Origin of the sequence: Pseudomonas alcaligenes (genome assembly GCF_041729615.1) — a bacterium.
In the GTDB taxonomy this organism is placed as follows: Bacteria; Pseudomonadota; Gammaproteobacteria; order Pseudomonadales; family Pseudomonadaceae; genus Aquipseudomonas; species Aquipseudomonas alcaligenes_B.
Genome location: NZ_CP154874.1, coordinates 968364 through 992701, shown reverse-complemented (window position 1 = coordinate 992701; position 24338 = coordinate 968364). Strand labels below are relative to the sequence as shown.

Annotated in this window: 26 protein-coding genes; 14 read left to right on the top strand and 12 right to left on the bottom strand. The window is 68.3% G+C overall.

Going from position 1 to position 24338, the window contains the following annotated elements; translation table 11 throughout:
* Positions 1-155 precede the first annotated feature (155 nt).
* Positions 156-908 (top strand): AraC family transcriptional regulator, encoded by a 753-nt coding sequence (locus AAG092_RS04770; RefSeq protein WP_373388763.1) that lies wholly within the window; start codon positions 156-158, stop codon positions 906-908.
* A gap of 4 nt (positions 909-912) precedes the next feature.
* On the opposite strand, the gene AAG092_RS04765 is transcribed toward AAG092_RS04770, so the two are convergent.
* Positions 913-1767 (bottom strand): sulfurtransferase, encoded by an 855-nt coding sequence (locus tag AAG092_RS04765; protein WP_373388762.1) that lies wholly within the window; start codon positions 1765-1767, stop codon positions 913-915.
* Positions 1768-1866: 99 nt separating this feature from the next.
* Here AAG092_RS04765 and AAG092_RS04760 point away from each other — a divergent pair, with 99 nt between their 5' ends.
* Positions 1867-2658, top strand: coding sequence for a lysophospholipid acyltransferase family protein (locus tag AAG092_RS04760; RefSeq protein WP_373388761.1), 792 nt, complete (start codon positions 1867-1869; stop codon positions 2656-2658).
* 184 nt (positions 2659-2842) lie between these two features.
* Here the strand turns inward: AAG092_RS04760 and AAG092_RS04755 are convergent, their stop codons facing one another.
* A complete protein-coding gene (locus AAG092_RS04755) occupies positions 2843-3904 on the bottom strand; it encodes an SMP-30/gluconolactonase/LRE family protein (protein WP_373388760.1) in 1062 nt (353 codons plus the stop codon).
* 108 nt (positions 3905-4012) lie between these two features.
* On the opposite strand from AAG092_RS04755, the gene rnd reads away from it, so the two are divergent.
* From rnd to AAG092_RS04740, 3 genes are read left to right on the top strand one after another with little or no spacing between them, the layout of a single operon-like run.
* Complete coding sequence (gene rnd / locus AAG092_RS04750) at positions 4013-5128, top strand: ribonuclease D (RefSeq protein WP_373388759.1); 1116 nt, start codon at positions 4013-4015, stop codon at positions 5126-5128.
* Entirely contained in the window at positions 5125-5418 is a 294-nt protein-coding gene (locus tag AAG092_RS04745) for a YcgL domain-containing protein (protein WP_110681866.1), read from the top strand. The genes rnd and AAG092_RS04745 overlap by 4 nt, the downstream gene beginning before the upstream one ends.
* A 5-nt stretch (positions 5419-5423) precedes the next feature.
* The gene (locus tag AAG092_RS04740) at positions 5424-6350 is read left to right on the top strand and encodes a D-2-hydroxyacid dehydrogenase (RefSeq protein ID WP_373388758.1); all 927 of its coding nucleotides are present in this window, start codon (positions 5424-5426) and stop codon (positions 6348-6350) included.
* A gap of 15 nt (positions 6351-6365) precedes the next feature.
* On the opposite strand, the gene AAG092_RS04735 is transcribed toward AAG092_RS04740, so the two are convergent.
* Positions 6366-7988: a methyl-accepting chemotaxis protein gene (locus AAG092_RS04735; RefSeq protein ID WP_373388757.1), complete on the bottom strand. Its 1623-nt coding sequence runs from the start codon at positions 7986-7988 to the stop codon at positions 6366-6368.
* 186 nt (positions 7989-8174) lie between these two features.
* Between AAG092_RS04735 and AAG092_RS04730 the strand changes: the two genes are divergently transcribed.
* Both AAG092_RS04730 and AAG092_RS04725 read left to right on the top strand, forming a co-directional pair.
* Positions 8175-8624 carry a YcgN family cysteine cluster protein gene (locus tag AAG092_RS04730; RefSeq protein ID WP_110681868.1) on the top strand — a complete coding sequence of 150 codons (450 nt, stop codon included), beginning with the start codon at positions 8175-8177 and terminating at the stop codon, positions 8622-8624.
* A 58-nt stretch (positions 8625-8682) separates the two neighbouring features.
* Positions 8683-9903, top strand: a complete 1221-nt coding sequence (locus tag AAG092_RS04725; protein ID WP_373388756.1) for a hypothetical protein — start codon at positions 8683-8685, stop codon at positions 9901-9903.
* A 28-nt stretch (positions 9904-9931) separates the two neighbouring features.
* Here AAG092_RS04725 and AAG092_RS04720 read toward each other — a convergent pair whose 3' ends face one another.
* On the bottom strand, positions 9932-10279 hold the full coding sequence (locus AAG092_RS04720; RefSeq protein ID WP_373388755.1) for a YajD family HNH nuclease: 348 nt from the start codon (positions 10277-10279) through the stop codon (positions 9932-9934).
* Positions 10280-10362: 83 nt separating this feature from the next.
* On the opposite strand from AAG092_RS04720, the gene AAG092_RS04715 reads away from it, so the two are divergent.
* Positions 10363-10635, top strand: a complete 273-nt coding sequence (locus tag AAG092_RS04715; RefSeq protein ID WP_373388754.1) for a hypothetical protein — start codon at positions 10363-10365, stop codon at positions 10633-10635.
* Here AAG092_RS04715 and AAG092_RS04710 read toward each other — a convergent pair.
* Both AAG092_RS04710 and AAG092_RS04705 read right to left on the bottom strand, forming a co-directional pair.
* A complete protein-coding gene (locus AAG092_RS04710; protein WP_373388753.1) occupies positions 10619-11044 on the bottom strand; it encodes a hypothetical protein in 426 nt (141 codons plus the stop codon). The genes AAG092_RS04715 and AAG092_RS04710 overlap by 17 nt on opposite strands.
* Positions 11044-13080 (bottom strand): S9 family peptidase, encoded by a 2037-nt coding sequence (locus tag AAG092_RS04705; protein ID WP_373388752.1) that lies wholly within the window; start codon positions 13078-13080, stop codon positions 11044-11046. The genes AAG092_RS04710 and AAG092_RS04705 overlap by 1 nt, the downstream gene beginning before the upstream one ends.
* 109 nt (positions 13081-13189) lie before the next feature.
* Here AAG092_RS04705 and AAG092_RS04700 point away from each other — a divergent pair, with 109 nt between their 5' ends.
* From AAG092_RS04700 to AAG092_RS04685, 4 genes are read left to right on the top strand one after another with little or no spacing between them, the layout of a single operon-like run.
* The gene (locus AAG092_RS04700) at positions 13190-13672 is read left to right on the top strand and encodes an MFS transporter (protein ID WP_110681874.1); all 483 of its coding nucleotides are present in this window, start codon (positions 13190-13192) and stop codon (positions 13670-13672) included.
* 36 nt (positions 13673-13708) lie between these two features.
* Positions 13709-14152, top strand: a complete 444-nt coding sequence (locus AAG092_RS04695) for an HIT family protein (RefSeq protein WP_373388751.1) — start codon at positions 13709-13711, stop codon at positions 14150-14152.
* Between the two features lie 3 nt (positions 14153-14155).
* Positions 14156-14935 (top strand): class II glutamine amidotransferase, encoded by a 780-nt coding sequence (locus AAG092_RS04690; protein WP_110681876.1) that lies wholly within the window; start codon positions 14156-14158, stop codon positions 14933-14935.
* A gap of 2 nt (positions 14936-14937) precedes the next feature.
* Positions 14938-15471 carry a DUF2937 family protein gene (locus AAG092_RS04685; protein WP_373388750.1) on the top strand — a complete coding sequence of 178 codons (534 nt, stop codon included), beginning with the start codon at positions 14938-14940 and terminating at the stop codon, positions 15469-15471.
* Between the two features lie 48 nt (positions 15472-15519).
* On the opposite strand, the gene AAG092_RS04680 is transcribed toward AAG092_RS04685, so the two are convergent.
* From AAG092_RS04680 to AAG092_RS04670, 3 genes are all read right to left on the bottom strand, one after another.
* Positions 15520-16014, bottom strand: coding sequence for a PaaI family thioesterase (locus tag AAG092_RS04680; RefSeq protein WP_373388749.1), 495 nt, complete (start codon positions 16012-16014; stop codon positions 15520-15522).
* Positions 16015-16096: 82 nt separating this feature from the next.
* Positions 16097-17275, bottom strand: coding sequence for a VWA domain-containing protein (locus AAG092_RS04675; RefSeq protein WP_110681879.1), 1179 nt, complete (start codon positions 17273-17275; stop codon positions 16097-16099).
* 144 nt (positions 17276-17419) lie between these two features.
* Positions 17420-18265: a MoxR family ATPase gene (locus tag AAG092_RS04670; RefSeq protein WP_110681880.1), complete on the bottom strand. Its 846-nt coding sequence runs from the start codon at positions 18263-18265 to the stop codon at positions 17420-17422.
* 213 nt (positions 18266-18478) lie between these two features.
* Here AAG092_RS04670 and cysK point away from each other — a divergent pair, with 213 nt between their 5' ends.
* Positions 18479-19453 (top strand): cysteine synthase A, encoded by a 975-nt coding sequence (cysK, locus tag AAG092_RS04665; protein WP_373388748.1) that lies wholly within the window; start codon positions 18479-18481, stop codon positions 19451-19453.
* Between the two features lie 246 nt (positions 19454-19699).
* Here the strand turns inward: cysK and AAG092_RS04660 are convergent, their stop codons facing one another.
* From AAG092_RS04660 to AAG092_RS04650, 3 genes are all read right to left on the bottom strand, one after another.
* Positions 19700-20602, bottom strand: a complete 903-nt coding sequence (locus AAG092_RS04660; protein ID WP_373388747.1) for a DMT family transporter — start codon at positions 20600-20602, stop codon at positions 19700-19702.
* A gap of 110 nt (positions 20603-20712) precedes the next feature.
* Positions 20713-21456 carry a TorF family putative porin gene (locus tag AAG092_RS04655; protein WP_373388746.1) on the bottom strand — a complete coding sequence of 248 codons (744 nt, stop codon included), beginning with the start codon at positions 21454-21456 and terminating at the stop codon, positions 20713-20715.
* Between the two features lie 96 nt (positions 21457-21552).
* Positions 21553-23253, bottom strand: coding sequence for an amidohydrolase (locus tag AAG092_RS04650; RefSeq protein WP_373388745.1), 1701 nt, complete (start codon positions 23251-23253; stop codon positions 21553-21555).
* 156 nt (positions 23254-23409) lie between these two features.
* Between AAG092_RS04650 and AAG092_RS04645 the strand changes: the two genes are divergently transcribed.
* Positions 23410-24333 carry a LysR substrate-binding domain-containing protein gene (locus AAG092_RS04645; RefSeq protein WP_373388744.1) on the top strand — a complete coding sequence of 308 codons (924 nt, stop codon included), beginning with the start codon at positions 23410-23412 and terminating at the stop codon, positions 24331-24333.
* The last annotated feature ends 5 nt before the right edge of the window (positions 24334-24338 follow it).

The following is a 24338-nucleotide window of genomic DNA, read 5'->3' as shown; positions in this document are numbered from 1 at the left end:
AGTTCCAGCATGAAGGCAGTCCAGGCGGGGCAGGGAAGTCAGCAGGACAAAGCAAGATGCTGGCCAGCCTCCATCCGTCGCAACCCATGCGGGAGGGCTGTTGCAACTAGGTGCAACCCGATAAAGTGCAGGCTTGCCCCGAGTCGGTGAAGAGAATGCTCAACGCCCGTCTGCTGCGCCTGGACGACCAGGCCCATGAACATGCCCACGACTACCACCAGCTGGTGCTGTCGCTGTCCGGTCGCGCGGAATTCGAGGTCGACGGCTGTGGCGGCGAAGTGTGCCGGATGCGCGCCTGCCTGGTGCCGGGCGACGCCGACCACCAGTTCGCCGGCATGGGCGACAACCGCATGCTGATCCTCGACCTGGACGAGCGCGACACCTCGCCGGAGGACCTCAGCCTGCTCGCCGAGCTGTTCGAGAGCCCGCGCTACCCGACCCTAGACGCCGATTTCCAGAACCTGCTGAGCTACGCCGGTGCCGAGCTGGCGCGCTACGGCAGCGACCCGCACCTGGCCCGCGCCCTCGGCGGCGTGCTGCTGCGCGCGCTGCACCTGCGCCTGTTCGGCGAGCGCGGCCGCAGCGCCGTGGCCGGCCTAGACATTGGCCGCCTGGACGCCTACATCGTCGAGCACCTGGCGCGGCGCATCACGGTGATCGAGCTGGCCCAGGTGGCCTGCCTCAGCCCCAGCCATTTCCACGCCCAGTTCAAGGACGCCGTGGGCCTGACTCCACACCAGTACCTGCTCAAGACCCGCCTCGACCACGCCGCGCGCCTGCTGCGCGAGAGCCCGCTGCCGCTGGTGCGGATCGCCGAGGAGTGCGGCTTCTCCAGCCAGAGCGCGCTGACCACGGCCATGCGCCGCTACCTGGGGCTGACCCCCAAGCGCCTGCGCGGCCTGCAGTAGCGCCTCAGTCGCCGGTCGCCACGGGGCGCGCCGGGTCGGTGATCCATTCGCTCCAGGAGCCCGCGTACAGCGGCGCCAGCGGGTAGCCGGCGAGGCTCATGGCGAACAGGTTGTGGCAGGCGGTGACGCCCGAGCCGCAGTAGGCCACCAGCGACTCCATCGGCCGCGTACCGCGCAGGGCGTCGAAGCGTACGCGCAGCTGTTCGGCGGGCAGGAAGCGTCCGTCGGCGCCCAGGTTGTCGGTGAACACCGCGCACTGCGCGCCGGGGATATGCCCGGCCACCGGGTCCAGCGGCTCCACCTCGCCACGGAAGCGCGGCAGGGCGCGGGCGTCCAGCAGGGTCAGATCGCTGGCCCCCAGGCGCTGCTGCAGCTGCGTGGCGCTCAGCAGCAGCGAGTGGTCCGGCTGGCCGCTGAAGCTGCCCGCCCGCTGTGCAGGCATGTCGGTGGTCAGCGCCAGGCCGGCTTCCTTCCAGGCCTTGAGGCCGCCGTCGAGCAGCCACACGCCGTCGCGCTTGCCCAGCCAGGCCAGCAGCCACCAGGCGCGGGCGGCGAAGGCGCCGGGACCGTCGTCGTACAGCACGATGGTCGAGTCGTTGTCGATGCCCCAGGCGCGCAGCCGGTCGACCAGGGCGGCGGCGTCCGGCAGCGGGTGGCGGCCGGTCAGGCCCTTGATCTTCGGCCCCGACAGGTCGTGCTCCAGGTCGGCGAAGCGCGCGCCGGGCAGATGCCCCTCGGCATAGCTGCGCGCGCCGTAGCCCGGGTCGTCGAGGGCGAAGCGGCAGTCGAGGACCACCAGGCCTGGCTCCTGCAGGCGGGCGTGCAGGTCGGTGGCGCTGATCAGCTGGGCGAGCGGCATGGGAACTCCTGTGTCGAAATCGTGACTATGGGCATCATAAAGACAGCCTTCCATAACCAGAAGCGAACCCCAGGCGGTTCGCCGCGCGAGGTAGTACTCATGCTCAGCCTGCAACCCGCCATCGAAAGCGCCAACCTGGCCCGCCGTGTCGGCGTGGTCCTGGGGTCGCTGCTGGTGACCTTCTACTACTGCAGCAAGGTATTGCTGCGCGCCGTCAGCGGACGCCTGCGGCGCGCCGACGTGGACCGCTACACCCGCCGCTGGTCGGGCCTGCTGCTGCGCCTGGTGCGCATGCGCCTGAGCGTGCACGGCCAGGTGCCGGACTTCAACGACGGGCGGCGCTACATCCTGCTCAGCAGCCACGCCAGCCATTACGACATCCCTGCCAGCTTCGTCGCCCTGCCGGGCTCGATCCGCATGCTGGCGAAGAAGGAGCTGTTCGGCATTCCGATCTTCGGCGCGGCGATCCGCGCTGCCGAGTTCCCCTCGGTGGACCGGCACAACCGTCACCAGGCGGTGAAGGACCTGGAGCAGGCGCGGCGCATGATGGAGAGCGGCATTGTCCTGTGGGCCGCGCCCGAAGGCACGCGCTCGAAGGATGGCCAGCTGCTGCCGTTCAAGAAGGGCTGCTTCCACCTGGCCCTGGACACCAACGCGATCATCGTGCCGATGGTCTTTCGCGGCATTCACGAGGTGCTGCCGGCGCGCACCTGGCGCTTCAATCTGGGCCTGCCGGTGCAGCTGCACATTGGTGCGCCGATCGACGCCAGTCGCTTCAGCCCCGAGCAGTTGCCGGAGCTGATGACGCAGACCCGCCAGAGCATGCAGGCGCTGCTCGGCGAGCCGGCGCCCGGTACGCCCCAGGGGCTGCTGACCGAGCAGCCGGTCTGACGAAAAAGCCCGCCGAATGGCGGGCTTTTTCATGGAAGTGTAAGAGCTCATCGCGTAGCCCGGATGCAATCCGGGGGGCGGAGCAGCCTGGTTCCCGGATTGCATCCGGGCTACGAATGATACTGTCGGAGCAAGTTGCCAATAGGGGGCTCCTCGCCCCCTGGCCCGCGTGGAGAGGGCTGTCTCAGCGGATCTTCAGCTTGCCGATCCGGTCGTTGTCCAGGCTGCCCAGGTACAGGTAGTCGCCCACCGGTTTCACCGAGGTGACCATGCGCAGGTGGGTGCCGCTGGTGTCGTGCAGGCTCTGCACGATCTCGCCCTGCTCGTTGAGGGCGATGGCCAGGCCGTAGGAGGCCGGCTTCGGCCACAGCGCGCGCGGCAGCTTGGCCAGCTGGGCCTTGATCCAGGGCTGGTTCTGCAGGAAGTCGGCGTCGCCCTTGCGCGGGGTCGGCAGGGCCACCCAGAAGGTGCCGGCGCGATCGCCCTGCAGGTTGTCCGGCATGCCCGGCAGGTTGTCGGCGAACAGGTCGTGGGTGCCGGCCTTGTCGCCCCTCAGCCAGTAGCGCTGGATGCGGTAGCGGTAGGTCTCGTTGACCAGCACGAAGTCCTCGTTCTGCGACAGGGCCACGCCGTTGGCGAAGTACAGGTCCTTGAGCAGCACCCGGGTCTGGCCGCTGGCCGGGTCGAACACCATCAGGCGGCCATAGGGGCGGCCTTCGAGCAGGTCGAGCAGGTAGTCCGGCTGCTGGAACTTGCTGGAGGCGTCGGTGAAGTAGATGCGCCCGTCGCTGGCGATATCGAGGTCGTCGGTGAAGACGAACGGGCCGCCCTCGGCCTCGGTGGCCAGCACCTCGATCTTGCCGGCCGGGTCGATGCGCAGCAGGCCCTTGTAGGCGTCGGCGAGGATCAGGTTGCCCTGGGCGTCGAAGTCCATGCCCAGCGGGCGGCCGCCGGTGGCGGCGAAGGTTTCCGTCTTTCCGTCCGCGCCGATGCGCACGACGCGCCCGTCATGCAGGCCGGCGTAGACCCGGCCCTGGGCATCCACGGCGGTGTCTTCCGGGCCGTGGATCTGCCCCCGGGCCAGCAGCTCGGCCTTCATCAGGGTGTCGTTGGGCTCCAGCACGCCGGTCATCTGCGGGGCCGGCCGCGGCTGCCAGGCCAGCGGGTCGATCGGGCTGGGGGTGAGGGCGAGGTAGCCGGCAGCGCCGGCGATGGCCAGGGCCAGCAGGCCGAGAAGCTTCTTCATTATGTTTCTTCCCTGGTTTGCGATGCGCGGCAGTGTACACGCAGGGCGCCGATGCCCGGTATCAGCGCCGGCCATATATACTGCGCGGCATTGATCAAGGAGTGCCGCGTGGCCATCGATATTCAGTGGATCCTCGACGACGCCAGCCTGGCGCGTCACTGCGCCGAGTGGCGGCAGTTGCCCTTCGTCGCCCTCGATACCGAGTTCATGCGGGTCGACACCTTCTACCCCATCGCCGGCCTGCTGCAGGTCGGTGACGGCCAGCGTGCCTACCTGATCGACCCGCTCGAGGTGAAGGACTGGACGCCCTTCGCCGAGCTGCTGGAAGACCGCGCCGTGACCAAGGTGCTGCACTCCTGCAGCGAGGACCTGGAAGTCTTCCTGCGCCTGACCGGCGCGCTGCCGGCGCCGCTGTTCGACACCCAGCTGGCGGCCGGCTACCTCGGCATCGGCTTCTCCATGGGCTATTCGCGTCTGGTGCAGGAGGTGCTCGGCATCGAGCTACCCAAGGGCGAGACCCGTTCCGACTGGCTGCAGCGGCCGCTGTCGCCGACCCAGGTCAGCTACGCCGCCGAGGACGCCCAGCACCTGGCCGAGCTGTACCAGGCTCTGCTGCCGAAGCTGCCGGCGGACAAGCTGGCCTGGCTGCTGGAGGATGGCGCCGAGCTGGTCGCCAACCTGCGTCGCGAGACCGACCCGGACGAGGCCTACCTGGAGGCCAAGCTGGCCTGGAAGCTGTCGCCCCAGCAACTGGCCGTGCTGCGCGCCCTGTGCGCCTGGCGCGAGCGTCAGGCGCGGGCGCGCAACCAGCCGCGCAATCGCATCCTGCGCGAGCACTCGCTGTGGCCACTGGCGCGCTTCCAGCCGGACAACACTGTGGCCCTGGCGCGCATCGAGGACATGCACCCGCGCACCGTGCGCCAGGATGGCGAGACCATCCTGCGGCTGATCCGCGAGGCCGCCGGGCTGCCGCCCGAGCAATGGCCCGAGGCCCTGCCGGCGCCGCTGCCGATCGAGGCCGGCGCGTTGCTGAAGAAGCTGCGCGCGGTGGGCCAGCGCGAGGCCGAGCGCCTGCAGATGGCGCCCGAGCTGATGCTGCGCAAGAAATCCCTCGAAGCCCTGCTCAAGAGCGGCTTCCCCGACGGCCCCTGGACGCTGCCGGACAACCTGCGCGGCTGGCGCCGCGAACTGATGGGCCAAGCCCTGCTGGACGTACTGCAATGAAGAAGATCTGCTCCATCTACAAAAGCCCGCGCAAGAACGAGATGTATCTCTATGTGCTCAAGGCCGAGGCCCTGAGCCGCGTACCGGAAGGCCTGCTGGCCGCCTTCGGCACCCCGCAGCTGTGCTTCGAGATGATCCTCACCCCGGAGAAGAAGCTGGCCCGCGAGGACATCCATCAGGTGCTGGAGAACCTCGACAAGCAGGGCTACCACCTGCAGATGCCGCCGCCCGAAGAAGAGTACATCCAGCACCTGCCGGAAGAGCTGCTGCGCCGCAACGACCCGGTGTGACGCCGGTGCGCATCCTCCTGCTGGAGCACGACCACGCCCGCTACGCCGAGCTGCTGCGCGCCGCCGCGCCCGAATTGCAGCTGGTGCCCGGCGCACAGGTCAGTAGCGAGCAGGCCAGCGCCTGCCCGATCTGGCTCGGCCAGCCGGACCTGTTGCTGCCGCTGCTGCGTCAGGGCCTGCGTCCGGCCTGGCTGCAGTCCACCTGGGCCGGCATCACGCCGCTGCTGGGCAGCGAGCTGCCGCGCGACTACCGCCTGAGCCGGGCGGTCGGCATCTTCGGCCAGCCGATGGCCGAGTATCTGCTGACCTACCTGCTGGCCCACCGGCGCCGGGTGCTGGCGCGCCTGGCCAGCCAGGTCGAGCAGCGCTGGGACAACCAGGCGCCGCGCAGCCTGCGTGGCTGCAAGGTGCTGATCGTCGGCACCGGCGATATCGGCGTGGAGGTGGCGCGCCTGCTCGCGCCCTTTGGCGTCGAGCTGCGCGGCATCGCTCGCCAGCCGCGGCCGATCGCGCCCTTCGCCGCGGTACATGGGCTGGATCAGCTGGCCGAGCAGGCGGCCTGGGCCGACTGCCTGGTCAACCTGCTGCCGGATACCCCGGCCACCCGCGACCTCTACGATGCCGCGCTGTTCGCCCGCATGTGTGGCGAGGCGCTGTTCGTCAATGCCGGGCGCGGCGTGGCGGTGGTCGAGGCCGACCTGGTCGCCGCCCTGCGCGCCGGACTGTTGGCCGGCGCGGTGATCGACGTGTGTCGCGAGGAGCCGCTGCCGCCCGGCCATCCGTTCTGGGATGCGCCGCGCCTGCTGCTCACGGGCCATAGCGCGGCGCCCACCGAGCCGACGGCGATGGTTGAGTTATTCCTCGACAACCTGCAGCGCTACCGTGACGGTCAGGCGCTGCGCGGCGAGGTGGATTTCGCCCGCGGCTACTAGCGGGCGTCGCCGGCCTCAGTAGCTGAAACGCCGCAGCATGCCCTGCAGGCGCCCGGACATCGCCTGCAGCGCCTGGATGGCCTGGACGATGCCGCCTTGGGCGGCAGAGTTCTCCTCGACTATCTGCGCCACCCGCTCGACATTGGCTGCCACCTGTTCGCTGGCGGCGCGCTGCTCCTGCAGGGACAGCGAGATCACATTGACCGCGTCGAGCGACTCGCTCAGCGCGGCGCGGATGTCCTGCATCGCCGTGCCGGCCTGTTCCACCAGGCGCGTGCCGCTGCCCAGGCGCTCGCGGCCCAGGCCCATGCTGCTGCGCGCCTGTTCCACGCCGCCCTGGATGGAGCCGACCAGGGCGACGATCTCGGTGGTGGACTGCGCGGTGCGGCTGGCCAGGCTGCGTACCTCGTCGGCCACCACGGCGAAGCCGCGCCCCTGCTCGCCGGCGCGGGCGGCCTCGATGGCGGCGTTCAGCGCCAGCAGGTTGGTCTGCTCGGCGATGCCCTTGATCACGTCGACTATGGCGCTGATGTTGGCTGACTGGGCGGCCAGTTGCTCGAGATCCGCCGAACTCTGCAGGACCAGCCCGGCGATGCTGCGCATTTCCTCGATGGCGGCGGCGGTCACCTCGAGGCCGTGGTCGCTGAGCCGGCCGGCCTTTTCCGCCATGTCGCGGGTCTGCTGGGCGTTCTCGGCGATCTGGCTGATGCTCACCGCCATCTCCTCCATGGTGGCGGCGATGGCCGAGGCCGTATCGCTCTGCACGTTGGCGCTGTTGAGCACCTGTTCGGAGGAGGCGGCCAGCTGCAGGGAGGCGCACTCGATCTGCTCGGAGGCCTCGCCGATGTTGCCGATCATGTCGCGCAGGCCGTGGTGCATGCTCTGCACCGATTTCATCACGCCGCTGCTGGCACGCTCCAGGCTCGCCTGGCTGTCCAGCTGGCCGGCGGCGATGCGCGCGCTGATGGCTTCCAGCTCGCCCGGTTCGGCACCCAGCTGCAGGCGCAGCAGGCGGGCGAAGTACAGCGCCTGGGCGCCGCCGAGCAGCAGAGCCAGCAGCAGTAGGCCCAGGCTTAGGCGCAGATCTCTGGTGTAGGTGGCCTGGCCCCGCTCGTACTGGTGCCGGGCCTCGCCCAGCTGGACCTCGATCAGCTCGGCGAACTTGGCCGACAGCGGGTCGATCAGCGGGTACAGGCGCTGGTCGGCGAACTCGCGCGTGGCTTCGCGCTGCGCCTGGCGCAGCAGGTCCTGCAGATGGTCGAGCGGCGCCTCGGCGGCGGCCATCAGTGGCTTGATCTCGGCGATCAGGCGTTGTTCCTCGGCGATCAGCTGGGTGTCCAGGTAGGCCTGCCAGGTCTTGTCGATATCGCTCCGGGCCTGGACTATCAGGGCTTGCGCGGCGCTGCTGGAGAGGCTGCCGCTGTTGGCCTTGTGCGTGGCGTCGACGATGTTGACCGCGTAGAGGTCGGCGATCAGCTTGAGGTCGCGCAGCGGCACCACCCGATCCAGGTACACGGTTTCCAGGCCGCGCACCGTCGACTGCAGCCCGTGCAGGCCGAGCAGCCCAACCAGCAGCAGGCTCGACAGCAGGGTGCCGATCAGCAGGAACAGATGGGTTCTGATCTTCCAGCTTTTCATGGGAGTCTTCCTTGAGGTAGGCAGGGGCTGGCCAGGGGCCATGACAGGAGAAGCCTAGATCAGTTCGGTGAATATCTGTTGTTTCGATCAGTAAAATTACCGGCCTGCGCGACCGCCAGTCGCGCCTGCTTGGCCGCGTTCCTGGCACGGGCTAGACTGCCGGCCTTCCCAGCTGTCCTCATCGTCATGGCCGCCATCGTTCAACCCTTCTGGAAACGCAAGACCCTCGCCCAGCTCGACCAGGACGAGTGGGAATCGCTGTGCGACGGCTGCGGCCTGTGCTGCCTGCAGAAACTGGAAGACGAGGACGACGGCAGCGTCTATTACACGCGCATCGCCTGCAAGCTGCTGGACCTCAAGACCTGCCGTTGCAGCGACTACGCCAATCGCCGCCAGCAGGTGCCGGATTGCGTGCAGCTCACCCCGGCCCAGGCCGACCAGTTCAAGTGGCTGCCGCCGACCTGTGCCTACCGCCTGGTCAGCGAGGGCAAGGACCTGCCGCTGTGGCACCATCTGGTCTGCGGCGACCCCGACGCCGTGCACCACGAACGCATTTCCCAGTCCGGGCGCATGCTTGCCGAAGGCAGCGTGGCCGAGGAAGACTGGGAGGATCATCTGATCTTCCGCGCCGGTTGAGTTTTTCCCTTCGGCGGCGGTCCAAGGTCGTTCTCATTCACCCGCATGGAGCCCTTCGATGCCCGCCCGCACGCTGTTGACCGCCACCCTTCTGCTCGGCCTGAGCGCGCCCCTGTGGGCCGCCAAGCGGGTCGACCTGGATTACCGGGTCAAATTCCTCCCGGAAAGCGACCAGGCCGAGGTCAGCCTGACCCTGGAAAAGGGCGAGTTCGTACAGAAACTGGCCTTCAATCTGGGCAGCAAGGACTACTACAGCGACTTCAGCACCGACGGTAGCTGGACCCAGGAGGGCCCCGACAGCGGCACCTGGCAGCCGGCCAAGGGCAAAAGCAGCCTGACCTACAAAGTGCGCATCAGCCATCCGCGCGATGCCGGCAAGTTCGATGCGCGGATGACCGCGGACTGGGCCCTGCTGCGCGGCGACGACCTGGTGCCCAGCGCGCGCCTGGTCAAGGACGACAAGGTCGAGCTGGTGGCGCGCCTGCAATTCGACCTGCCCAAGGGCTGGGGCGGCTTGGAGACCGGCTGGCCGCGCATCGGCGAGAACAGGTTCCGCATCGACAACCCGACCCGCAAGTTCGACCGCCCCACCGGCTGGATCCTCGCCGGCAAGATCGGCAGCCGCCGCGCCCGGCTCGGCGACACCGACGTGACGGTGGCCGCGCCGGTGGGCGAGGGCATGCGCCGCATGGACATCCTGACGCTGCTGACCTTCGTCTGGCCCGAGGCCCAGGCGGTGTTCCCGCGCGACCCCGCCAAGCTGCTGATCGTCGGCGCCGGCGACCCGATGTGGCGCGGCGGCCTATCGGCGCCCAACTCGATCTTCTTCCATGCCGACCGGCCGCTGGTCAGCGAGAATGGCACCAGTTCGCTGGTGCATGAACTGGTCCACGTGTTCAGCCGCATCCGCGACACCGATCGCAGCGACTGGATCAGCGAGGGCCTGGCCGAGTACTACGCCATCGAGCTGGTGCGCCGCGCCGGCGGCATGAGCGAGGATCGCTACCAGGCGATCCGCAAGAAGCTGGCGAAGTGGGGCAAGCCGGTCGACAGCCTGCGCACCGAGGACTCCACCGGTCCGGTCACCGCCCGTGCCGTGCTGCTGTTGCAGGAGCTGGACCGGGAGATCCGCAAGCACACCGACAACCAGCGCTCGCTGGATGATGTCACGCGCGGCCTGATGCGCCTGGAAAAAGCCAGCACCAAGGATTTCGTCGAGATCAGCGAGAACGTCATGGGCCGCGGCTCGGAAGTGCTGGACAGCGCGCTGCTGCGCTAGCGCCTCTCGGGCCAGGGAGGCAGCGCACTCAGCCCTTGCCCTTGAGCAGCGCCTCCAGCCCGGCCAGGGCCTTGTGGGTGACCTTGGCGCCGTTGCCGGCGCTGGCCGCCTCTTCCTTCTGGTAGTGCAGGTCGACCTGGCGCTGGTGCTCGTTGTCGTGGCAGTACAGGCACAGCAGCTCCCAGTTGGAGCCGTCTTCCGGGTTGTTGTCGTGGTTGTGGTCGCGGTGGTGCACGGTCAGCTCGCTCAGGCGCTTGCCGCTGAACTCGCGGCCGCAGCGCCCGCAGATGTGCGGGTACATCTTCAGCGCCTTCTCGCGGTAGCTGGTCTCGCGTCGGCGCTGGGCCTCGGCGAGGATCTGGTCGAGCTTGTTCATGGCGGTACCTGTGGTCGGCTGGGAAGTCGCGGGCCGGCGACCCTGCCAGAATAGAACGAAAGTCGCCGCCGCTGGAGCCCCCCATGCATCGTCTAGCGCCATTGCCGCTCCTGCTCCTCAGCCTCTGCGCCCAGGCCCAGCCCCAGGGCCTGCCGGGCACCGCTACGCCACAGCCCTATGCCCAGCCCCAGGTGCGCAGCCTGCCGGCCGCCCCCTATGGCACGCCGCCGCTGTTGGTCAATCCCGACCAGCCCGCCAGGCCGCTGGTCAATCCGCCGCCCGCGCCCAGGGATAAGCCGCTGCCACAGCTGGAGAAGCGGCAGCAGGGCCAGCAGCACCCTAGCGACAAGCCCTGAGCGGGCGCAGGAACAGCAGCGGCAGGGCGATGGAGAGGGCCGCCGCCGCATTCAGGTAGGCGTGCAGCGCCAGGTTGAAATGCACGGAAATGGCGCTGTCCAGCAGGCACCAGAGCAGCAGCGCGGCGAAGATCGCCGGCTTGATCGGCGCATGGCCGTGGCGGCGGTAGAGCAGCACCAGCACGCTGAACAGCAGGCCCCAGCTGGCCACGGTGGGGCCGAACAGGCCGACCATGGTGCGCAGCAGCGCCTGGTACTCCGCCGGCGGCGGAGTGGCCGAGACACTGGCGTGCAGGTAGTCGAAATAGGCCTGGGTGGCCGGCAGCTGGGCGGCGAAGGCCAGCGCCACGCCCAGCGCCACATGGCCCAGGCCGACCAGCAGCAACCAGCGGTAGAGCAGGGTCTGCATCAGCTCACTCCCAGTACCTTGAACAGGAAGGCGTATTCCAGGGCCACGTCCTTCAGCGCCTGGTAGCGTCCGCTCATGCCGCCATGGCCGGCGCCGAGGTCGGTCTTGAGCAGCAGCAGGTTGCTGTCGGTCTTCAGCTCGCGCAGGCGGGCCACCCACTTGGCCGCCTCCCAGTACTGCACGCGGCTGTCGTTGTAGCCGGCCACGGCGAGGATCGCCGGGTAGCCCTGCGCGCGCACGTTCTCGTAGGGCGCATAGCCCCTGATGCGCTCGAACACTTCAGGGTCGTTCGGGTCGCCCCATTCGTCGTACTCGGTCACGGTCAGCGGCAGGTCGGGGCTGAGCATGGTGTTGAGCACGTCCACGAAGGGCACCTCGGCGATGGCCGCGGCGAACAGCTCGGGACGCAGGTTGAGCACGGCGCCGATCAGCAGGCCGCCGGCGCTGCCGCCGCTGATCACCAGTTGCCCGGCAGTGGTCAGGCCGTCGGCGATCAGCTGCTCGGCGCAGGCGATGAAGTCGCCGAAGGTATTGGCTTTGTGTTCCAGCTTGCCGGCGCGGTACCAGGCCTCGCCCAGTTCGCCGCCGCCGCGCACGTGGGCGATGGCGAAGACGAAGCCGCGCTCCAGCAGGGACAGGCGCGCGTGGCTGAACCAGGGGTCGAGGCTTTCGCCGTAGGCGCCGTAGCCATAGAGGTAGAGCGGGGCGGGCGCGCCTGCCGCGAGCACGTCCTTGCGCGCCACCAGGCTGATCGGCACCCGGGTGCCGTCGGCGGCGCTGGCCCACAGGCGCCGGCTCTCGTAGGCGTCGGCGTCGAACGGGCCCTCCACCGGGGTCTGCTTGAGGACCTGCTGCGCACCGCTGGCCAGCTCCAGCTGGCGCACCTGGGCCGGGCGGCCGAGCGCCTCGTAGCGCAGGCGGACCACCTCGCTGTGGAACTCCAGGCTGTCCTGCACGTAGAGGCTGTAGGCGGCATCCGGTAGCTGCACGGGGTAGGGGGCGCCGCCCTGCGGGTGAACCTCGATGATCGGCAGGCCGCCTTCGCGCAGGCTGAGGACGAAGGCATCGCGGTTGAGGCTGACGCCCTCGAGCATGCGTGTCTCGCTATGGCCGACCAGCTCGCGCCAGTGCTCGCGGCTCGGCTGGGCCTCGTCCGCGACATACAGGGCGAAGTTGATGCCGGCCTGGTTGCTGCGCACGAACCAGGTCCACTGGCCGTCCAGCAGGCCGTGGTCGACGTCGTACTCGTGGTCTTCCTGGCGCGGCGCCAGGCAGCGGAACTCGCCGGCCGGCGTGTCGGCGTCGAGCACCCAGGCCTCGCTGGTGGTCTTGCTGCTCAGGCTGAGCACCAGCTGGCGCTCGGAGCTGGTGCGGTGGCAGCTGAGGAAGAAGCGCCCGTCGGCCTCCTCGAACACCAGGTCGGCGCCGGCGTTACCGAGCCTATGGCGGTACAGGCGGTGTGGCCTGTGGGTGTCATCCAGGGTGACGAAGAACAGGGTCCGGTTGTCGTTGGCCCAGGTCATCTGGCCGTCGCAGTCGTCGAACGGCAGCTCGCGCAGCAGGCCGCTGTCCAGTTCCTTGACGAACAGGCGGTAGACCTCGTCGCCGCTGGTATCCAGGCTGTAGCCGAGCAGGCGGTGGTCCGGGCTGATGGTGAAGGCGCCGAGCGACAGGTAGCCGTCGCCGGCCAGGGCATTGGGGTCGAGCAGCAGCTGCTCGGCGTTCTCGTCCACCGTCAGCGAGCCGTCGGCCGGGCGCGGGCAACGGTAGTGGCGCGGGTATTCGTCGCCGGCGCTGGTGCGCTGGTAGTACAGCCAGGGGCCCCAGGGCACCGGCAGGGACAGGTCAGTCTCGCGGATGCGGCCCTTGATCTCCCGGAACAGCGTCTCGCGCAGCGCGGCCTGGTCGGCCAGCTGCGCCTCCAGGTAGGCGTTCTCGGCCTGGAGATGCTCGAGCACCTCGGTGGCATCGCGCTGCTGCAGCCAGCGGTAGGGGTCGGCGCCGGCTTCGCGGCGGGCAATCGGGGCGTCGGTCATCGCGCTTCTCGGCTTTCGGTTTTCGGCTCGGGGGCGACCGCGGGGAGGCGCAGGTCGCGCAAAAGCCGTTATCATAAGCGCCCCTCTGCCGGCCAAGCCACGAAACGCCATGACCGAACAAGACTATCTGCTCGCCTGGGCCGTCTATGCCGTCGCCGCCCTCGGCTGCCTGCTGGTATGGATGCGCATGACCGGCTGGATGTGGCGCTGGCTGCGCGAGCCATTGCGCGTGCTGGTGGCCGTGCTGCTGCTGACCCCGACCATAGTCGACCCGGCCCGCGAGCTGTTCGCCCCGGCCATCGCCATCACCGCCCTCGACCTGCTGTTCAAGGTCGGCAACAACGCCTGGCGCGCGGTGGCCGACCTGGCCATCTACGGCCTGATCGCCTTCGCCGTGTGGCTGGCCTTCTGCGCCCTGCGCTGGCCCGTCGAGCGCTGGTGGCAGGCGCGCCAGGGCAAGCCGGCGCAGGCCGCTGCCGAGGACGACGAACCGACCCTGCGCCAGCTCATGGACCGTGATGAGCGTTTCGATGCCGACACCCGCCTGGACGCCCAGGGCGAGCGCCGCCTGCGCATCGAACCGCGCCTCTAGAGGCTGCGCGCGGCCGGCATGCGCCAAGGAGAGCCCATGAATTGCGTGTTCTGCGCCATCGCCGACGGCCAGCTGCCGGCCCATGTCGTCCATGAGGACGAGCATTTCCTCGTGCTGCTGGACATCTTCCCGCTGCGCCCCAGCCATGTGCTGATCGTCGCCCGCGGCCATGCACCCTTTCTCGCCGACCTGCCGGCCGCGCCGCGCGAGGCCCTGCTGGCCCTGGCCGAGCGGGTAGGCCGTGCGCTGTACCGCAGCGATCCTGCCGTGCTCGGCATCAACCTGCTGCTCAACGACGGCCCGGTGGCCAACCAGCATGTGCCGCACCTGCATCTGCACCTGATTCCGCGGCGTGTCGGCGACCTGCCGGCCCTGTGCTGGCGCATCCTCACGCGCTTCCTGCCGCTCGGCCGCAAGCGCCTCGAGGCACGCCTGGTGGGCGAGGCCGAGCGTCTGCGCGCGGCCCTGGCGGAGGGCTGAGCCATGTGCGAGCTGCTCGGCATGAGTGCCAACGTGCCCACCGACATCGTGTTCAGCTTCACCGGGCTGATGCAGCGTGGTGGCGGCACCGGCCCGCACCGCGACGGCTGGGGCATCGCCTTCTACGAGGGGCGCGGCCTGCGCCTGTTCCAGGACCCGGCGGCCAGCGTCGAGTCCGAGGTGGCGCGCCTGGTGCAGCGCTACCCGATCAAGAGCGAGACGGTGATCGGCCACATCCGCCAGGCCAATGTCGGCCGGGTGTGCCTGGCCAATACCCACCCCTTCGTGCGCGAGCTGTGGGGACGCAACTGGTGCTTCGCCCACAACGGCCAGCTGGCCGGTTTCGTCCCGCGCCTGGATTTCTACCGCCCGGTGGGCGACACCGACAGCGAGGCGGCCTTCTGCGACCTGCTCAACCGGGTGCGCGGCGCCTTCCCCGAGCCGGTGCCGGCCGAGGTGCTGCTGCCGGTGCTGGTGCAGGCGGCGCAGGAGTATCGCGGCAAGGGCGTGTTCAACTGCCTGCTCAGCGACGGCGACTGGCTGTTCTGCTTCTGTTCGACCAAGCTGGCGCAGATCACCCGTCGCGCGCCGTTCGGCCCGGCGCGGCTGAAGGATGTAGAGGTGACGGTGGACTTCCAGGCTGAAACCACGCCCAACGACGTGGTCACCGTGATCGCCACCGAGCCGTTGACCGACAACGAGCGCTGGAACCTGTTCCAGCCCGGCGAATGGAGCCTGTGGCGGCGCGGCGAGCGCGTCGCCCACGGGCAGATGGGGGAGTGAGGATGTTCAGGGCTTACTTGCGCTTGCTGGTGTTCGCCTTCGGCCTGCTGGTCGGGGTCCAGGTGCCGGGCTTCATCGACGACTACGCCAAGCGCGTGGCGGCCCAGCGTGCCGAGTCCGAGGAGAGCCTGCTGGGCTTTCGCGAGACCGCCGCGCGTTTCTTCAATGCCGATCTTAATGCTTTGGTCGCCCACTACCGCGCCAGCACCGACGAAGTGATGCGCAGCGACGCCGAGAGCGTCGCCCATCTGGTGACTCGTTCCGAACTGCTGGAAGGCGAGTGGCTGGCCATGCAGGGGCCCTGGTACGCCCAGGCCTGGCACCTGGCCACGGCCGCCGACCCTGAGCTGCTTGAGGCGGCCTACACCGCCTATACCTACCAGGTGCTGCTGGCGCCCCAGGCTATCGCCTGGGCACTGGGCGTCGGGCTGGTCCTGGCCTGGCTGGTCGAGCTGCTGGCGCTGGGCATCGGCTGGACCCTGGGCATCGGCCGCAAGCACAAGCCGATCGCCTACGAGAAGCGCCACTGGCGCTGACATGCAAAAGGCCCCGCGAGGGGCCTTTTTCTTTTGCCGCAGCCGTTGTCAGTTTTCGCGACCGTGCGCCGTGGCGGCCAACTGGCTGGTGTCCACCCGCACGAAGACCGAATCGCCGATGGCGGTGAGCACATCGCCGGCGTAGATCTCGCAGATCACTTGGGTCTTGCGCCCCACCTCGCCCTCGACCCGCGCGCGCAATTGCAGTGGCACGCCCATGGGCGTCGGCTTGATGTACTTGATGCCGAGGAACCCGGTGACACAGTCGATGCGCGGCAGGCTGCCGGGCTCGCGGCCTTCGGCGCGGTAGTGGTAGGCCATGGCCGTCCAGTTCGAATGGCAGTCCACCAGCATGGCGATCAGCCCGCCGTAGACCAGGTCCGGCCAGCCGCAGTGCATGGGGTCGGGCAGGTGTTCGGCGAAGACGTGGATGCCGTCCGCGTGCCAGCGGCTCTTGACGTGCAGGCCGTGCGGGTTGCGGCTGCCGCAGCCGTAGCAGACGCCATCGGGTGCGGCGGCGTCCTGCAGGGAAATATCGTGCATGTTTGGCTCGATGCGAAGGGATAACGCACCAAGCCTAACGGCTTTCGCCGCAAAGCAGAACGGGCCCGCATGGGCCCGTCCGTCACTTGGAGAGGAACTTCATGCCGTCTTCCAGCCCGCGCAGGGTCAGCGGGTACATCTGGTCGTTGATCAGCTCGCGGACGATGTTGGTGGAGGCGGTGTAGTTCCAGGCGTCCTTGGGGTAGGGGTTGATCCAGATGAGCTTCTTGTACTTGTCCATGAAGCGCTTCATCCATACGTAGCCGGCTTCCTCGTTCCAGTGTTCGACGCTGCCGCCGGCCTGGGTGATCTCGTAGGGCGCCATGGACGCGTCGCCGACGAACACCACTTTCCAGTCCGGCCCGTACTTGTGCAGCAGGTCCGAGGTGGAGAAGCGTTCGCTGGTACGGCGCAGGTTGTTCTTCCACACGCTCTCGTAGATGAAGTTGTGGAAGTAGAAGTACTCCAGGTGCTTGAACTCGGTCTTGCAGGCCGAGAACAGCTCCTCGCACACCTTCACATGCGCATCCATCGAGCCGCCGATGTCGAACAGGATCAGCAGCTTGACCGTGTTGCGCCGTTCCGGGCGCATCTGGATGTTGAGCAGGCCGGCGTCCTTGGCCGTGTGGTCGATGGTGCCGCCGAGGTCGAACTCTTCCGCCGCGCCTTCGCGGGCGAACTTGCGCAGGCGGCGCAGGGCCACCTTGATGTTGCGCGTGCCCAGCTCGACCTGGTCGTCGAGGTTCTTGTACTCGCGCTGGTCCCACACCTTGGCGGCCTTGCCCTGGCGTTTGCCGGCATCGCCGACGCGGATGCCCTCGGGGTTGTAGCCGCCGGAGCCGAAGGGGCTGGTGCCGCCGGTGCCGATCCACTTGTTGCCGCCGGCGTGGCGTTCCTTCTGTTCTTCGAGGCGTTTCTTGAACTCCTCGATCAGCTTGTCCAGGCCGCCCAGGCTCTGGATCTGCGCCTTCTCTTCCTCGGACAGGTGGCGCTCGAACTCCTTGCGCAACCACTCCTCGGGGATCAGTGCCTCGATGTGTTCGTTGAGGTTTTCCAGGCCCTTGAAGTAGGCGCCGAAGGCGCGGTCGAACTTGTCGAAGTGGCGCTCGTCCTTCACCAGGATCGCCCGGGCGAGGTAGTAGAACTCGTCCATGTCGGCGAACACGACGTTGTGCTTGAGCGCATTGATCAGGTCGAGCAGCTCGCGCACCGAGACCGGCACCTTGGCCGCGCGCATTTCATTGAACAGGTTGAGCAGCATGGCTGCGGACCTCTTGGGGTATGCGGACAATTCCCTCTCCCTTGAGGGAGAGGGCTAGGGAGAGGGTGAACGGACAACGCCGAGTAGCCGGCTTTCCCTCTCCCCCGGCCCCTCTCCCGCAAGCGGGAGAGGGGAGACAAGCAATCAGCGCCCGGCGCGGCGCGCCATGAAGGCCAGACGCTCGAGCAGCTGCACGTCCTGCTCGTTCTTCACCAGGGCGCCGGCCAGCGGCGGAATGGCTTTGGTCGGATCGCGCTCGCGCAGCACGGCCTCGCCGATGTTGTCGGCCATCAGCAGCTTCAGCCAGTCGACCAGCTCGCTGGTGGAGGGCTTCTTCTTCAGACCCGGCACCTTGCGCACGTCGAAGAACACGTCCAGCGCCTCGGCCACCAGCTCGCCGCTGATGCCCGGGTAGTGCACGTCGACGATCTTCTTCAGGGTGTCGCGGTCCGGGAAGGCGATGTAGTGGAAGAAGCAGCGGCGCAGGAAGGCGTCCGGCAGTTCCTTCTCGTTGTTCGAGGTGATGATGATGATCGGGCGCTGCTTGGCCTTGATCGTCTCGTCGGTCTCGTAAACGTAGAACTCCATCTTGTCGAGTTCCTGCAACAGGTCGTTGGGGAACTCGATGTCGGCCTTGTCGATCTCGTCGATCAGCAGGATCACCCGCTCCTCGGACTCGAAGGCCTCCCACAGCTTGCCTTTCTTGATGTAGTTGCGAACGTCGTGGACCTTCTCCGAGTTCAGTTGCGAATCGCGCAGGCGGCTGACCGCGTCGTACTCGTAGAGGCCCTGGTGCGCCTTGGTGGTGGACTTGATGTGCCAGGTAATGAGCTTGGCGCCGAAGGCCTCGGACAGCTGCTCGGCCAGCATGGTCTTGCCGGTGCCCGGCTCGCCCTTGACCAGCAGTGGGCGCTGCAGGGTGATGGCGGCGTTGACCGCGAGCTTCAGGTCGTCGGTGGCGACGTAGGACTGAGTGCCTTCGAACTTCATCGTGTAATCCTCGAACGGTAACGCGCGGGCGGCGCCCGGCACGGCGAACAGCTGAAAAAGCCAATATACCCCGCGCCCTGGCGCACTGTGAACGCAGACCCGCCATTCAGTCACTGAATGGCGGGTCACCCGCTCAAGGTCAGCGGCTGGACGCCCGCGCGGCCTGGGCATAGGCTTGGCGGTCTAGTTCCCGCTCGCACAAGGACTTCCGCCATGAGCCGCATCTATTCCGACAATGCCCAGTCCATCGGCAACACGCCGCTGGTGCAGATCAACCGCCTGGGGCCCAAGGGCGTGACCATTCTGGCGAAAATCGAAGGGCGCAACCCGGCCTATTCGGTCAAATGCCGGATCGGCGCCAGCATGATCTGGGATGCCGAGTCGCGCGGCGTGCTCAAGCCGGGCATGACCCTGGTCGAGCCGACCTCGGGCAACACCGGCATCGGCCTGGCCTTCGTCGCCGCGGCCCGTGGCTACAAGCTGATCCTGACCATGCCGGCCTCCATGAGCCTGGAGCGGCGCAAGGTGCTTAAGGCCCTGGGCGCCGAACTGGTGCTGACCGATCCGGCCAAGGGCATGAAGGGCGCCATCGCCCAGGCCGAGGAAATCGTCGCCGGCGATCCGGCCAGGCATTTCATGCCGGCGCAGTTCGACAACCCGGCCAACCCGGCCATTCACGAGAAGACCACCGGCCCGGAAATCTGGAACGACACCGACGGCGCCGTCGACGTGCTGGTGGCCGGCGTCGGCACCGGCGGCACCATCACCGGCGTGTCGCGCTACATCAAGCACAGCCGGCACAAGCCGATCCTTTCGGTGGCGGTGGAGCCCATTGCCTCGCCGGTGATCAGCCAGACCATCGCCGGCGACGAGGTCAAGCCGAGCCCGCACAAGATCCAGGGCATCGGCGCCGGCTTCGTGCCGAAGAACCTCGACCTGTCGATCGTCGACCGCGTCGAGCAGGTCTCCGACGATGAGGCCAAGGCCATGGCCCTGCGCCTGATGCGCGAAGAGGGCATCCTCTGCGGCATCTCCTGCGGTGCCGCCATGGCTGCCGCCGTGCGCCTGGCCGAGAAGCCGGAGATGCAGGGCAAGACCATCGTGGTGATCCTGCCGGACTCGGGCGAGCGCTACCTGTCCAGCATGCTGTTCAGCGACATGTTCACCGAGCAGGAGCTGCAGCAGTAAGCAGCTGCCGTGCATGAAAAAGCCGCCCATGAGGCGGCTTTTTTGTATCCCCTCTCCCCATGGGAGAGGGGCGGGGGTGAGGGTGCGACAGGCGACACGGAGTTGCCCGTCAGCCCCTCACCCAAAGGGAGAGGGAATGTCCTACGCCTTGGCCTGCGTCGTGCCCGGTGCGCTGGGCCGCACTAACGGCCGTAGCCCGGATGTAATCCGGGAAACAGGCCACTCCGCTCCCGGATTGTATCCGGGCTACGTTCTGGCCGGCGCAGCGCTCGGTGCGCTCGGCCGCACCACCAGCCACAGCGCCACACCGATCAGCAGGCAGCCGGGCAGGTAGTCCCAGCTCAGCGGTTCGCCCAGCAGCAGGGCGCCCCACAGCACGCCGAAGGGCGGGATCAGGAAGGTGGTGGTGCTGGCCTTGATCGGGCCAATGTCGGCCAGCAGACGGAAATACAGGACATAGGCGAAGGCGGTGCAGACCAGCCCCAGGCCGGCCAGCGACAGCCATACGGTGGGCCCGCCCCAGCTGGTCGGTGGTTGCCAGGTCAGGCTGCCGGCGAACAGCGGCAGCTGGAACAGGCTGGCACCGACCAGGCTGGCGAAGGCCACCAGGCGGTTGTCCAGGCCCAGCGGGCCGATCCAGCGGCGGGTGAGAAAGCCGGCGAAGCCGTAGCAGGTGGTGGCCACCAGGCAGGCAGCGGCGCCCAGCAGCAGCGGCAGGTCGAAGTCCACCGGGCCGGTGCGGGTCAGTACGGCCACGCCGAACAGGCCGAGCGCCACGCCGGCGGCCTTGCTGGTGGTCAGCCCCTCGCTGAAGAACAGCGCGCCGATCAGCACGCCCATTAGCGGCGTGGTGGCGTTGAAGATCGACGAGTAGCCGGCCGGCAGCACCAGCGCGGCCAGGCAGTACATCACCGAGGGCAGCCCGGCATTGATCACGCCCAGCACCAGGCAGGCGCGAAACTTGCCTTGGTAGTTCCACAGCGGCCGCATCAGCAGGAGGAAGGCCAGCAGGCCGAGGGCGCCGAGGCTGGCGCGGAAGAAGGCGGTCGGCAGGCTGCCCAGCACCGGCACGGCGATGCGCATGAACAGGAAGCTGGCGCCCCAGATGGCGGCGAGCAGCAGCAGGCGGAACAGATCGGCGGGTTTCATCAACGGCTCCAGGCAGGAGCCGCCAGATTACGCCGCCCGGCAGACGGCGCAATCCGCAGCTGGCTTTCAAATCGGCCGTACAGATGCATTCGCACGGCCGTGGTCATGGCTCAGAAGGTCTTGCTGGCGCTCACCACCAGGTCGGCGCCGCACAGGTCGTCGTAGCCGGTGAAGCTCAGGCACTCGGCGTCGGACAGGTCGGTATCGACATAGCTGAGGCCCCAGGTGATGCCGGCCAGCTCGCGGTTGAGCGAGACCTGCCAGTTGTCGTAGTCCTCGCGCGAATCGCTGTAGTCGGCGTTGAAGAACACCCCGTCCTTGTAGTCGACGTTCTCCCAGCGCAGCTCCAGGCCGATCTCCAGCGGCAGCTGGGTGCGGTAGCCGGCGTACCGGGTGAAGGCGGTTTCGTCCGTGTCGTGGGAGTGCTTGCCGCCGACGAAGAAGCCGTAGGCCTCCAGGGTCAGGTAGATGTCGCTGCCGTTGAACTGGCTCTCGCCGGGGAAGGTGTAGCGGTTGTAGTAGCCGTCCAGGCTGATGGCGTCGGTGATCTGCCAGTAGTAGCCGAGGTAGTAGTCGATCTCCTGGCGGGTGCCGAAGCGGTCGTCGTTCGCCCAGTCGTAGCCGAAGTCGACGTTGCTGGTCCACACCCCGGCGTACAGGCCGCTGGCGTGGCTGAGCATCAGGTCGAGCTGGGCGGCGGGGTCGCCGAGGGTCTGCGAGATGCCGCTGTTGCGGTAGTCGCTGTAGAGGCCTGGGGTGATCGCCAGGGCGAACTGCTCGTTGAGTTCGATGGCCTGGGCCTGCAGGGTGCCGCCGGCCGCGAGGGCCAGGGCGAGAAGGTGCTGGATGCGCATGGAAGAGCCTTGTGTTGTGGTTGTTAGGTCGGCAGTTCGAAGGCGAGCCGCTGCGCCGCGCGCCGCAGGGCGCACGGTGAAGGCGGCGGGTGGGTCTTATTCGGCGTGGGCGGTGGTGGCGCCGGCCTGGTGCACCGGCTTGCCGGCGAACCAGGTCTGCAGCACCCGGGTGTCGAACAGCTCGGCGTCGCTCACCGTGAAGATGTCGCGGTCGAGCAGGATCAGGTCGGCCCGCTTGCCGGGCGCCAGCGAGCCGATGCGCTCCTCCAGGCGCAGGGCCTTGGCGGCATTGATGGTGTAGGCACGCAGCATGGTTTCGCGGTCGATGCTCTCGGCGGCGTTGAGCACGCCGAGCGGGCCTGTGCGGGTGCTGGCCTGGGCGATGGCGTTCCACGGGTTGGGGCTGGACACCGGCCAGTCGCTGGCCCCGGCGATGGTGGCACCGGCCTTGTGCAGCGAGCGCGCCGGGTACTGGTAGCGGTAGGCGAAGGCGCTGACGTAGGGCTTGACCAGCTCCTCGGTGTAGCTCTCGGCGGTGGCCCACAGCAGCTGCATGGAGGCGATCACGCCGAGCTCCCTGAAGCGCGCGAACTCCTTGGGATTGACCAGTTGCAGGTGGGTGATGCTGTGCGGCAGCGCCTTGGCATTGTGCTGGCGGGCGTACTGCACGGCGTTTAGTGATTCGCGCACAGCGCGGTCGCCGACGGCATGCATGTGCACGATCCAGCCGCGCTGCTCGGCCGCGGCCAGCAGCGGGCCGAAGCCCTGCGGATCGATCAGCAGCTGGCCCTGCTTGTGGCTGTTGGTGTACGGGTCGATCACCGCGGCGGTCTGCCCCGGGTATTCGAGGATGCCGTCGACGAACACCTTGAGGCCGGGGAAGGTCAGGTTGGGCACGCCTTCGAACTGGCGCATCACCTCGGCCTGCACGGCGAGGTCCTCGGGCTTGCTCTGCGGGTGGGCCAGCAGCAGGGCGGCCACATGCACGTTCAGCTCGCCTTTCTCGGCCAGCTCGCGGTACAGCGGCAGTACGCCGAGGTCGCGGGTGGTGGGGCGCATCTCGAACAGCGACTGCTCGCCGCCGCCGTTGGCCGCGGCATCCATCCAGGCGGTGACGCCCACTTCCAGATTCAGGCGCACCGCCTCGCGGGCGGCCTTCAGCATCAGTTCATGGGAGGGCTTGGGCAGCTGGCTGCGTACCCGGTCCCAGCCGGTTTCGCTGAGGTAGCCGGTAGGCTTCAGGTCCGCCTCGTGCTCGATGTAGCTGGCTTCCTTGGCGTCCAGGGTCTTGATCAGTGCGGCATCGATGCCGACGCGCCGCAGCATGGCCTGGTTGGCCCAGCCGGTGTGCCCGTCGATGCCGTCGAGCACCAGCGGCTGCTCGGCCCAGCGGCCCTGGTTGAAGCGCTTGGCCAGTGCGCGGCTGTCCTTCCAGTAGGCCGAGCTGACGCCGCTGATGACGATGATGTCGTCCAGGCGCGCGGTGCCGGCCGCGTCCTGCGCGAGAATCCACTGTTCCAGTTCGGCCAGCGGCTTGACCTCGTCGTAGAGGTTGGCGCGCAGGCTGGCCAGGGCGCCCATCACCGGGTGGCTGTGGGTGTCGATCATGCCCGGCATCAGCACCTTGCCGGCCAGGTCGATGCGCTGGGTGCTGGCGTCGGCCAGGGCGAGGATGGCCGCGTCGCTGCCGACCTGGAGAATCCTGCCGTCGTCCACGGCGATGGCCTGGGCCCTGGGCTGGCTGGCCTCGGCGGTAAACACCTGGCCGTTGTAAAACACCAGATCGGCGGCGGCCATGGCTTCCAGGGAGGAAAAAGCTAGTGCACTTGCCAGTAACGCTCTTTTCACAGCAGACCCCTTGTTTTTATTGATCTGCCGGCGAGACTAGCGAGCATGGGGAGCAGGCAGAACGGCCTGTTCGCGCAAAATCCTTTTGCCTGGTAGGAAACGACCATGGACAAGTTCAGTGCCCTCGGCATGTTCGTCGCCACGGCCGAGCAGGGCAGTTTCAGCCGCGCCGCCGAGCTGCTGGGCAAGACGCCTTCGGCCCTGACCAAGGCCGTCGGCCACCTGGAGCGCGAGCTGGGCGCGCAGCTGTTCGAGCGCAGCACCCGGCGCATCGTGCTGACCGAGGCCGGGCGCCTGTATCTGGACACCGCGCGCCAGGTGTTGCAGCGCCTGCACGAGGCGGGCGAGGAAATCGGCCAGCTGCAGCATGGCCTGCACGGCAGCCTGCGGCTGACCGCGCCGCTGGCGTTCGGCCAGGCCTTTCTCGATCAGGTCTGCGCCGGCTTTCTGACCGAGTACCCGCAGATTCGCCTGCGCGTCGATCTGTGCGACGACTTCGTCGACCTGGTCGAGGCCGGCTACGACCTGGCCCTGCGCGAGGGGCCGAGCGACCTGCCGGGGCTGATCGCGCGGGTGGTCGGCAAGAACCGCATCTGCCTCTCCGCCAGCCCCGCCTACCTGGCCCGCAACCCGCTGCCACTGACGCCGCAGACCCTGGAGCAGCATGACTGGCTGATGTACGCCCACCCGGCGCTCGGGCGCGACGGCTGGTGGGTGGTGCGCGATGGAATGCGCATCCGCCTGCCGCACCCGCAGCGGGTGCGCCTGGAGAGCGACAACTACGACCTGCTGCTGGCCAATGCCGTGGCCGGCAACGGCGTGCTGCACACGCCGCTGTGGAGTGTCGCGCCCCATCTGGCCGATGGCCGCTTGGTGCGGCTGATGGCGGACTACCAGATCGAGCCGGACGCCTTCGGCGAAGACATCCTCGCGGTCTACCCCAGCCACCGCCGTGCCACCGGCAAGGTGCAGGCCTTCATCGATTACCTGCAGCGCTTCCTGGCCTTCACCCTGGAGGCTGACCGCTAGGGTCA

Bases quoted from the DNA above. Each gene is read 5' to 3' on its own strand.
- AAG092_RS04685 (WP_373388750.1), top strand. From the start codon at position 14,938: ATGTTCAGGGCTTACTTGCGCTTGCTGGTGTTCGCCTTCGGCCTGCTG.
- AAG092_RS04660 (WP_373388747.1), bottom strand. From the start codon at position 20,602: ATGAAACCCGCCGATCTGTTCCGCCTGCTGCTGCTCGCCGCCATCTGG.
- AAG092_RS04725 (WP_373388756.1), top strand. From the start codon at position 8,683: ATGCCCGCCCGCACGCTGTTGACCGCCACCCTTCTGCTCGGCCTGAGC.
- AAG092_RS04770 (WP_373388763.1), top strand. From the start codon at position 156: ATGCTCAACGCCCGTCTGCTGCGCCTGGACGACCAGGCCCATGAACAT.
- AAG092_RS04755 (WP_373388760.1), bottom strand. From the start codon at position 3,904: ATGAAGAAGCTTCTCGGCCTGCTGGCCCTGGCCATCGCCGGCGCTGCC.
- AAG092_RS04710 (WP_373388753.1), bottom strand. From the start codon at position 11,044: ATGCAGACCCTGCTCTACCGCTGGTTGCTGCTGGTCGGCCTGGGCCAT.
- AAG092_RS04705 (WP_373388752.1), bottom strand. From the start codon at position 13,080: ATGACCGACGCCCCGATTGCCCGCCGCGAAGCCGGCGCCGACCCCTAC.
- AAG092_RS04765 (WP_373388762.1), bottom strand. From the start codon at position 1,767: ATGCCGCTCGCCCAGCTGATCAGCGCCACCGACCTGCACGCCCGCCTG.
- AAG092_RS04675 (WP_110681879.1), bottom strand. From the start codon at position 17,275: ATGCTGCTCAACCTGTTCAATGAAATGCGCGCGGCCAAGGTGCCGGTC.
- AAG092_RS04645 (WP_373388744.1), top strand. From the start codon at position 23,410: ATGGACAAGTTCAGTGCCCTCGGCATGTTCGTCGCCACGGCCGAGCAG.
- AAG092_RS04730 (WP_110681868.1), top strand. From the start codon at position 8,175: ATGGCCGCCATCGTTCAACCCTTCTGGAAACGCAAGACCCTCGCCCAG.
- AAG092_RS04655 (WP_373388746.1), bottom strand. From the start codon at position 21,456: ATGCGCATCCAGCACCTTCTCGCCCTGGCCCTCGCGGCCGGCGGCACC.
- AAG092_RS04690 (WP_110681876.1), top strand. From the start codon at position 14,156: ATGTGCGAGCTGCTCGGCATGAGTGCCAACGTGCCCACCGACATCGTG.
- cysK (WP_373388748.1), top strand. From the start codon at position 18,479: ATGAGCCGCATCTATTCCGACAATGCCCAGTCCATCGGCAACACGCCG.
- AAG092_RS04650 (WP_373388745.1), bottom strand. From the start codon at position 23,253: ATGGCCGCCGCCGATCTGGTGTTTTACAACGGCCAGGTGTTTACCGCC.
- AAG092_RS04680 (WP_373388749.1), bottom strand. From the start codon at position 16,014: ATGCACGATATTTCCCTGCAGGACGCCGCCGCACCCGATGGCGTCTGC.
- AAG092_RS04715 (WP_373388754.1), top strand. From the start codon at position 10,363: ATGCATCGTCTAGCGCCATTGCCGCTCCTGCTCCTCAGCCTCTGCGCC.
- AAG092_RS04695 (WP_373388751.1), top strand. From the start codon at position 13,709: ATGAATTGCGTGTTCTGCGCCATCGCCGACGGCCAGCTGCCGGCCCAT.
- AAG092_RS04735 (WP_373388757.1), bottom strand. From the start codon at position 7,988: ATGAAAAGCTGGAAGATCAGAACCCATCTGTTCCTGCTGATCGGCACC.
- AAG092_RS04745 (WP_110681866.1), top strand. From the start codon at position 5,125: ATGAAGAAGATCTGCTCCATCTACAAAAGCCCGCGCAAGAACGAGATG.
- AAG092_RS04700 (WP_110681874.1), top strand. From the start codon at position 13,190: ATGACCGAACAAGACTATCTGCTCGCCTGGGCCGTCTATGCCGTCGCC.
- AAG092_RS04720 (WP_373388755.1), bottom strand. From the start codon at position 10,279: ATGAACAAGCTCGACCAGATCCTCGCCGAGGCCCAGCGCCGACGCGAG.
- AAG092_RS04670 (WP_110681880.1), bottom strand. From the start codon at position 18,265: ATGAAGTTCGAAGGCACTCAGTCCTACGTCGCCACCGACGACCTGAAG.
- AAG092_RS04760 (WP_373388761.1), top strand. From the start codon at position 1,867: ATGCTCAGCCTGCAACCCGCCATCGAAAGCGCCAACCTGGCCCGCCGT.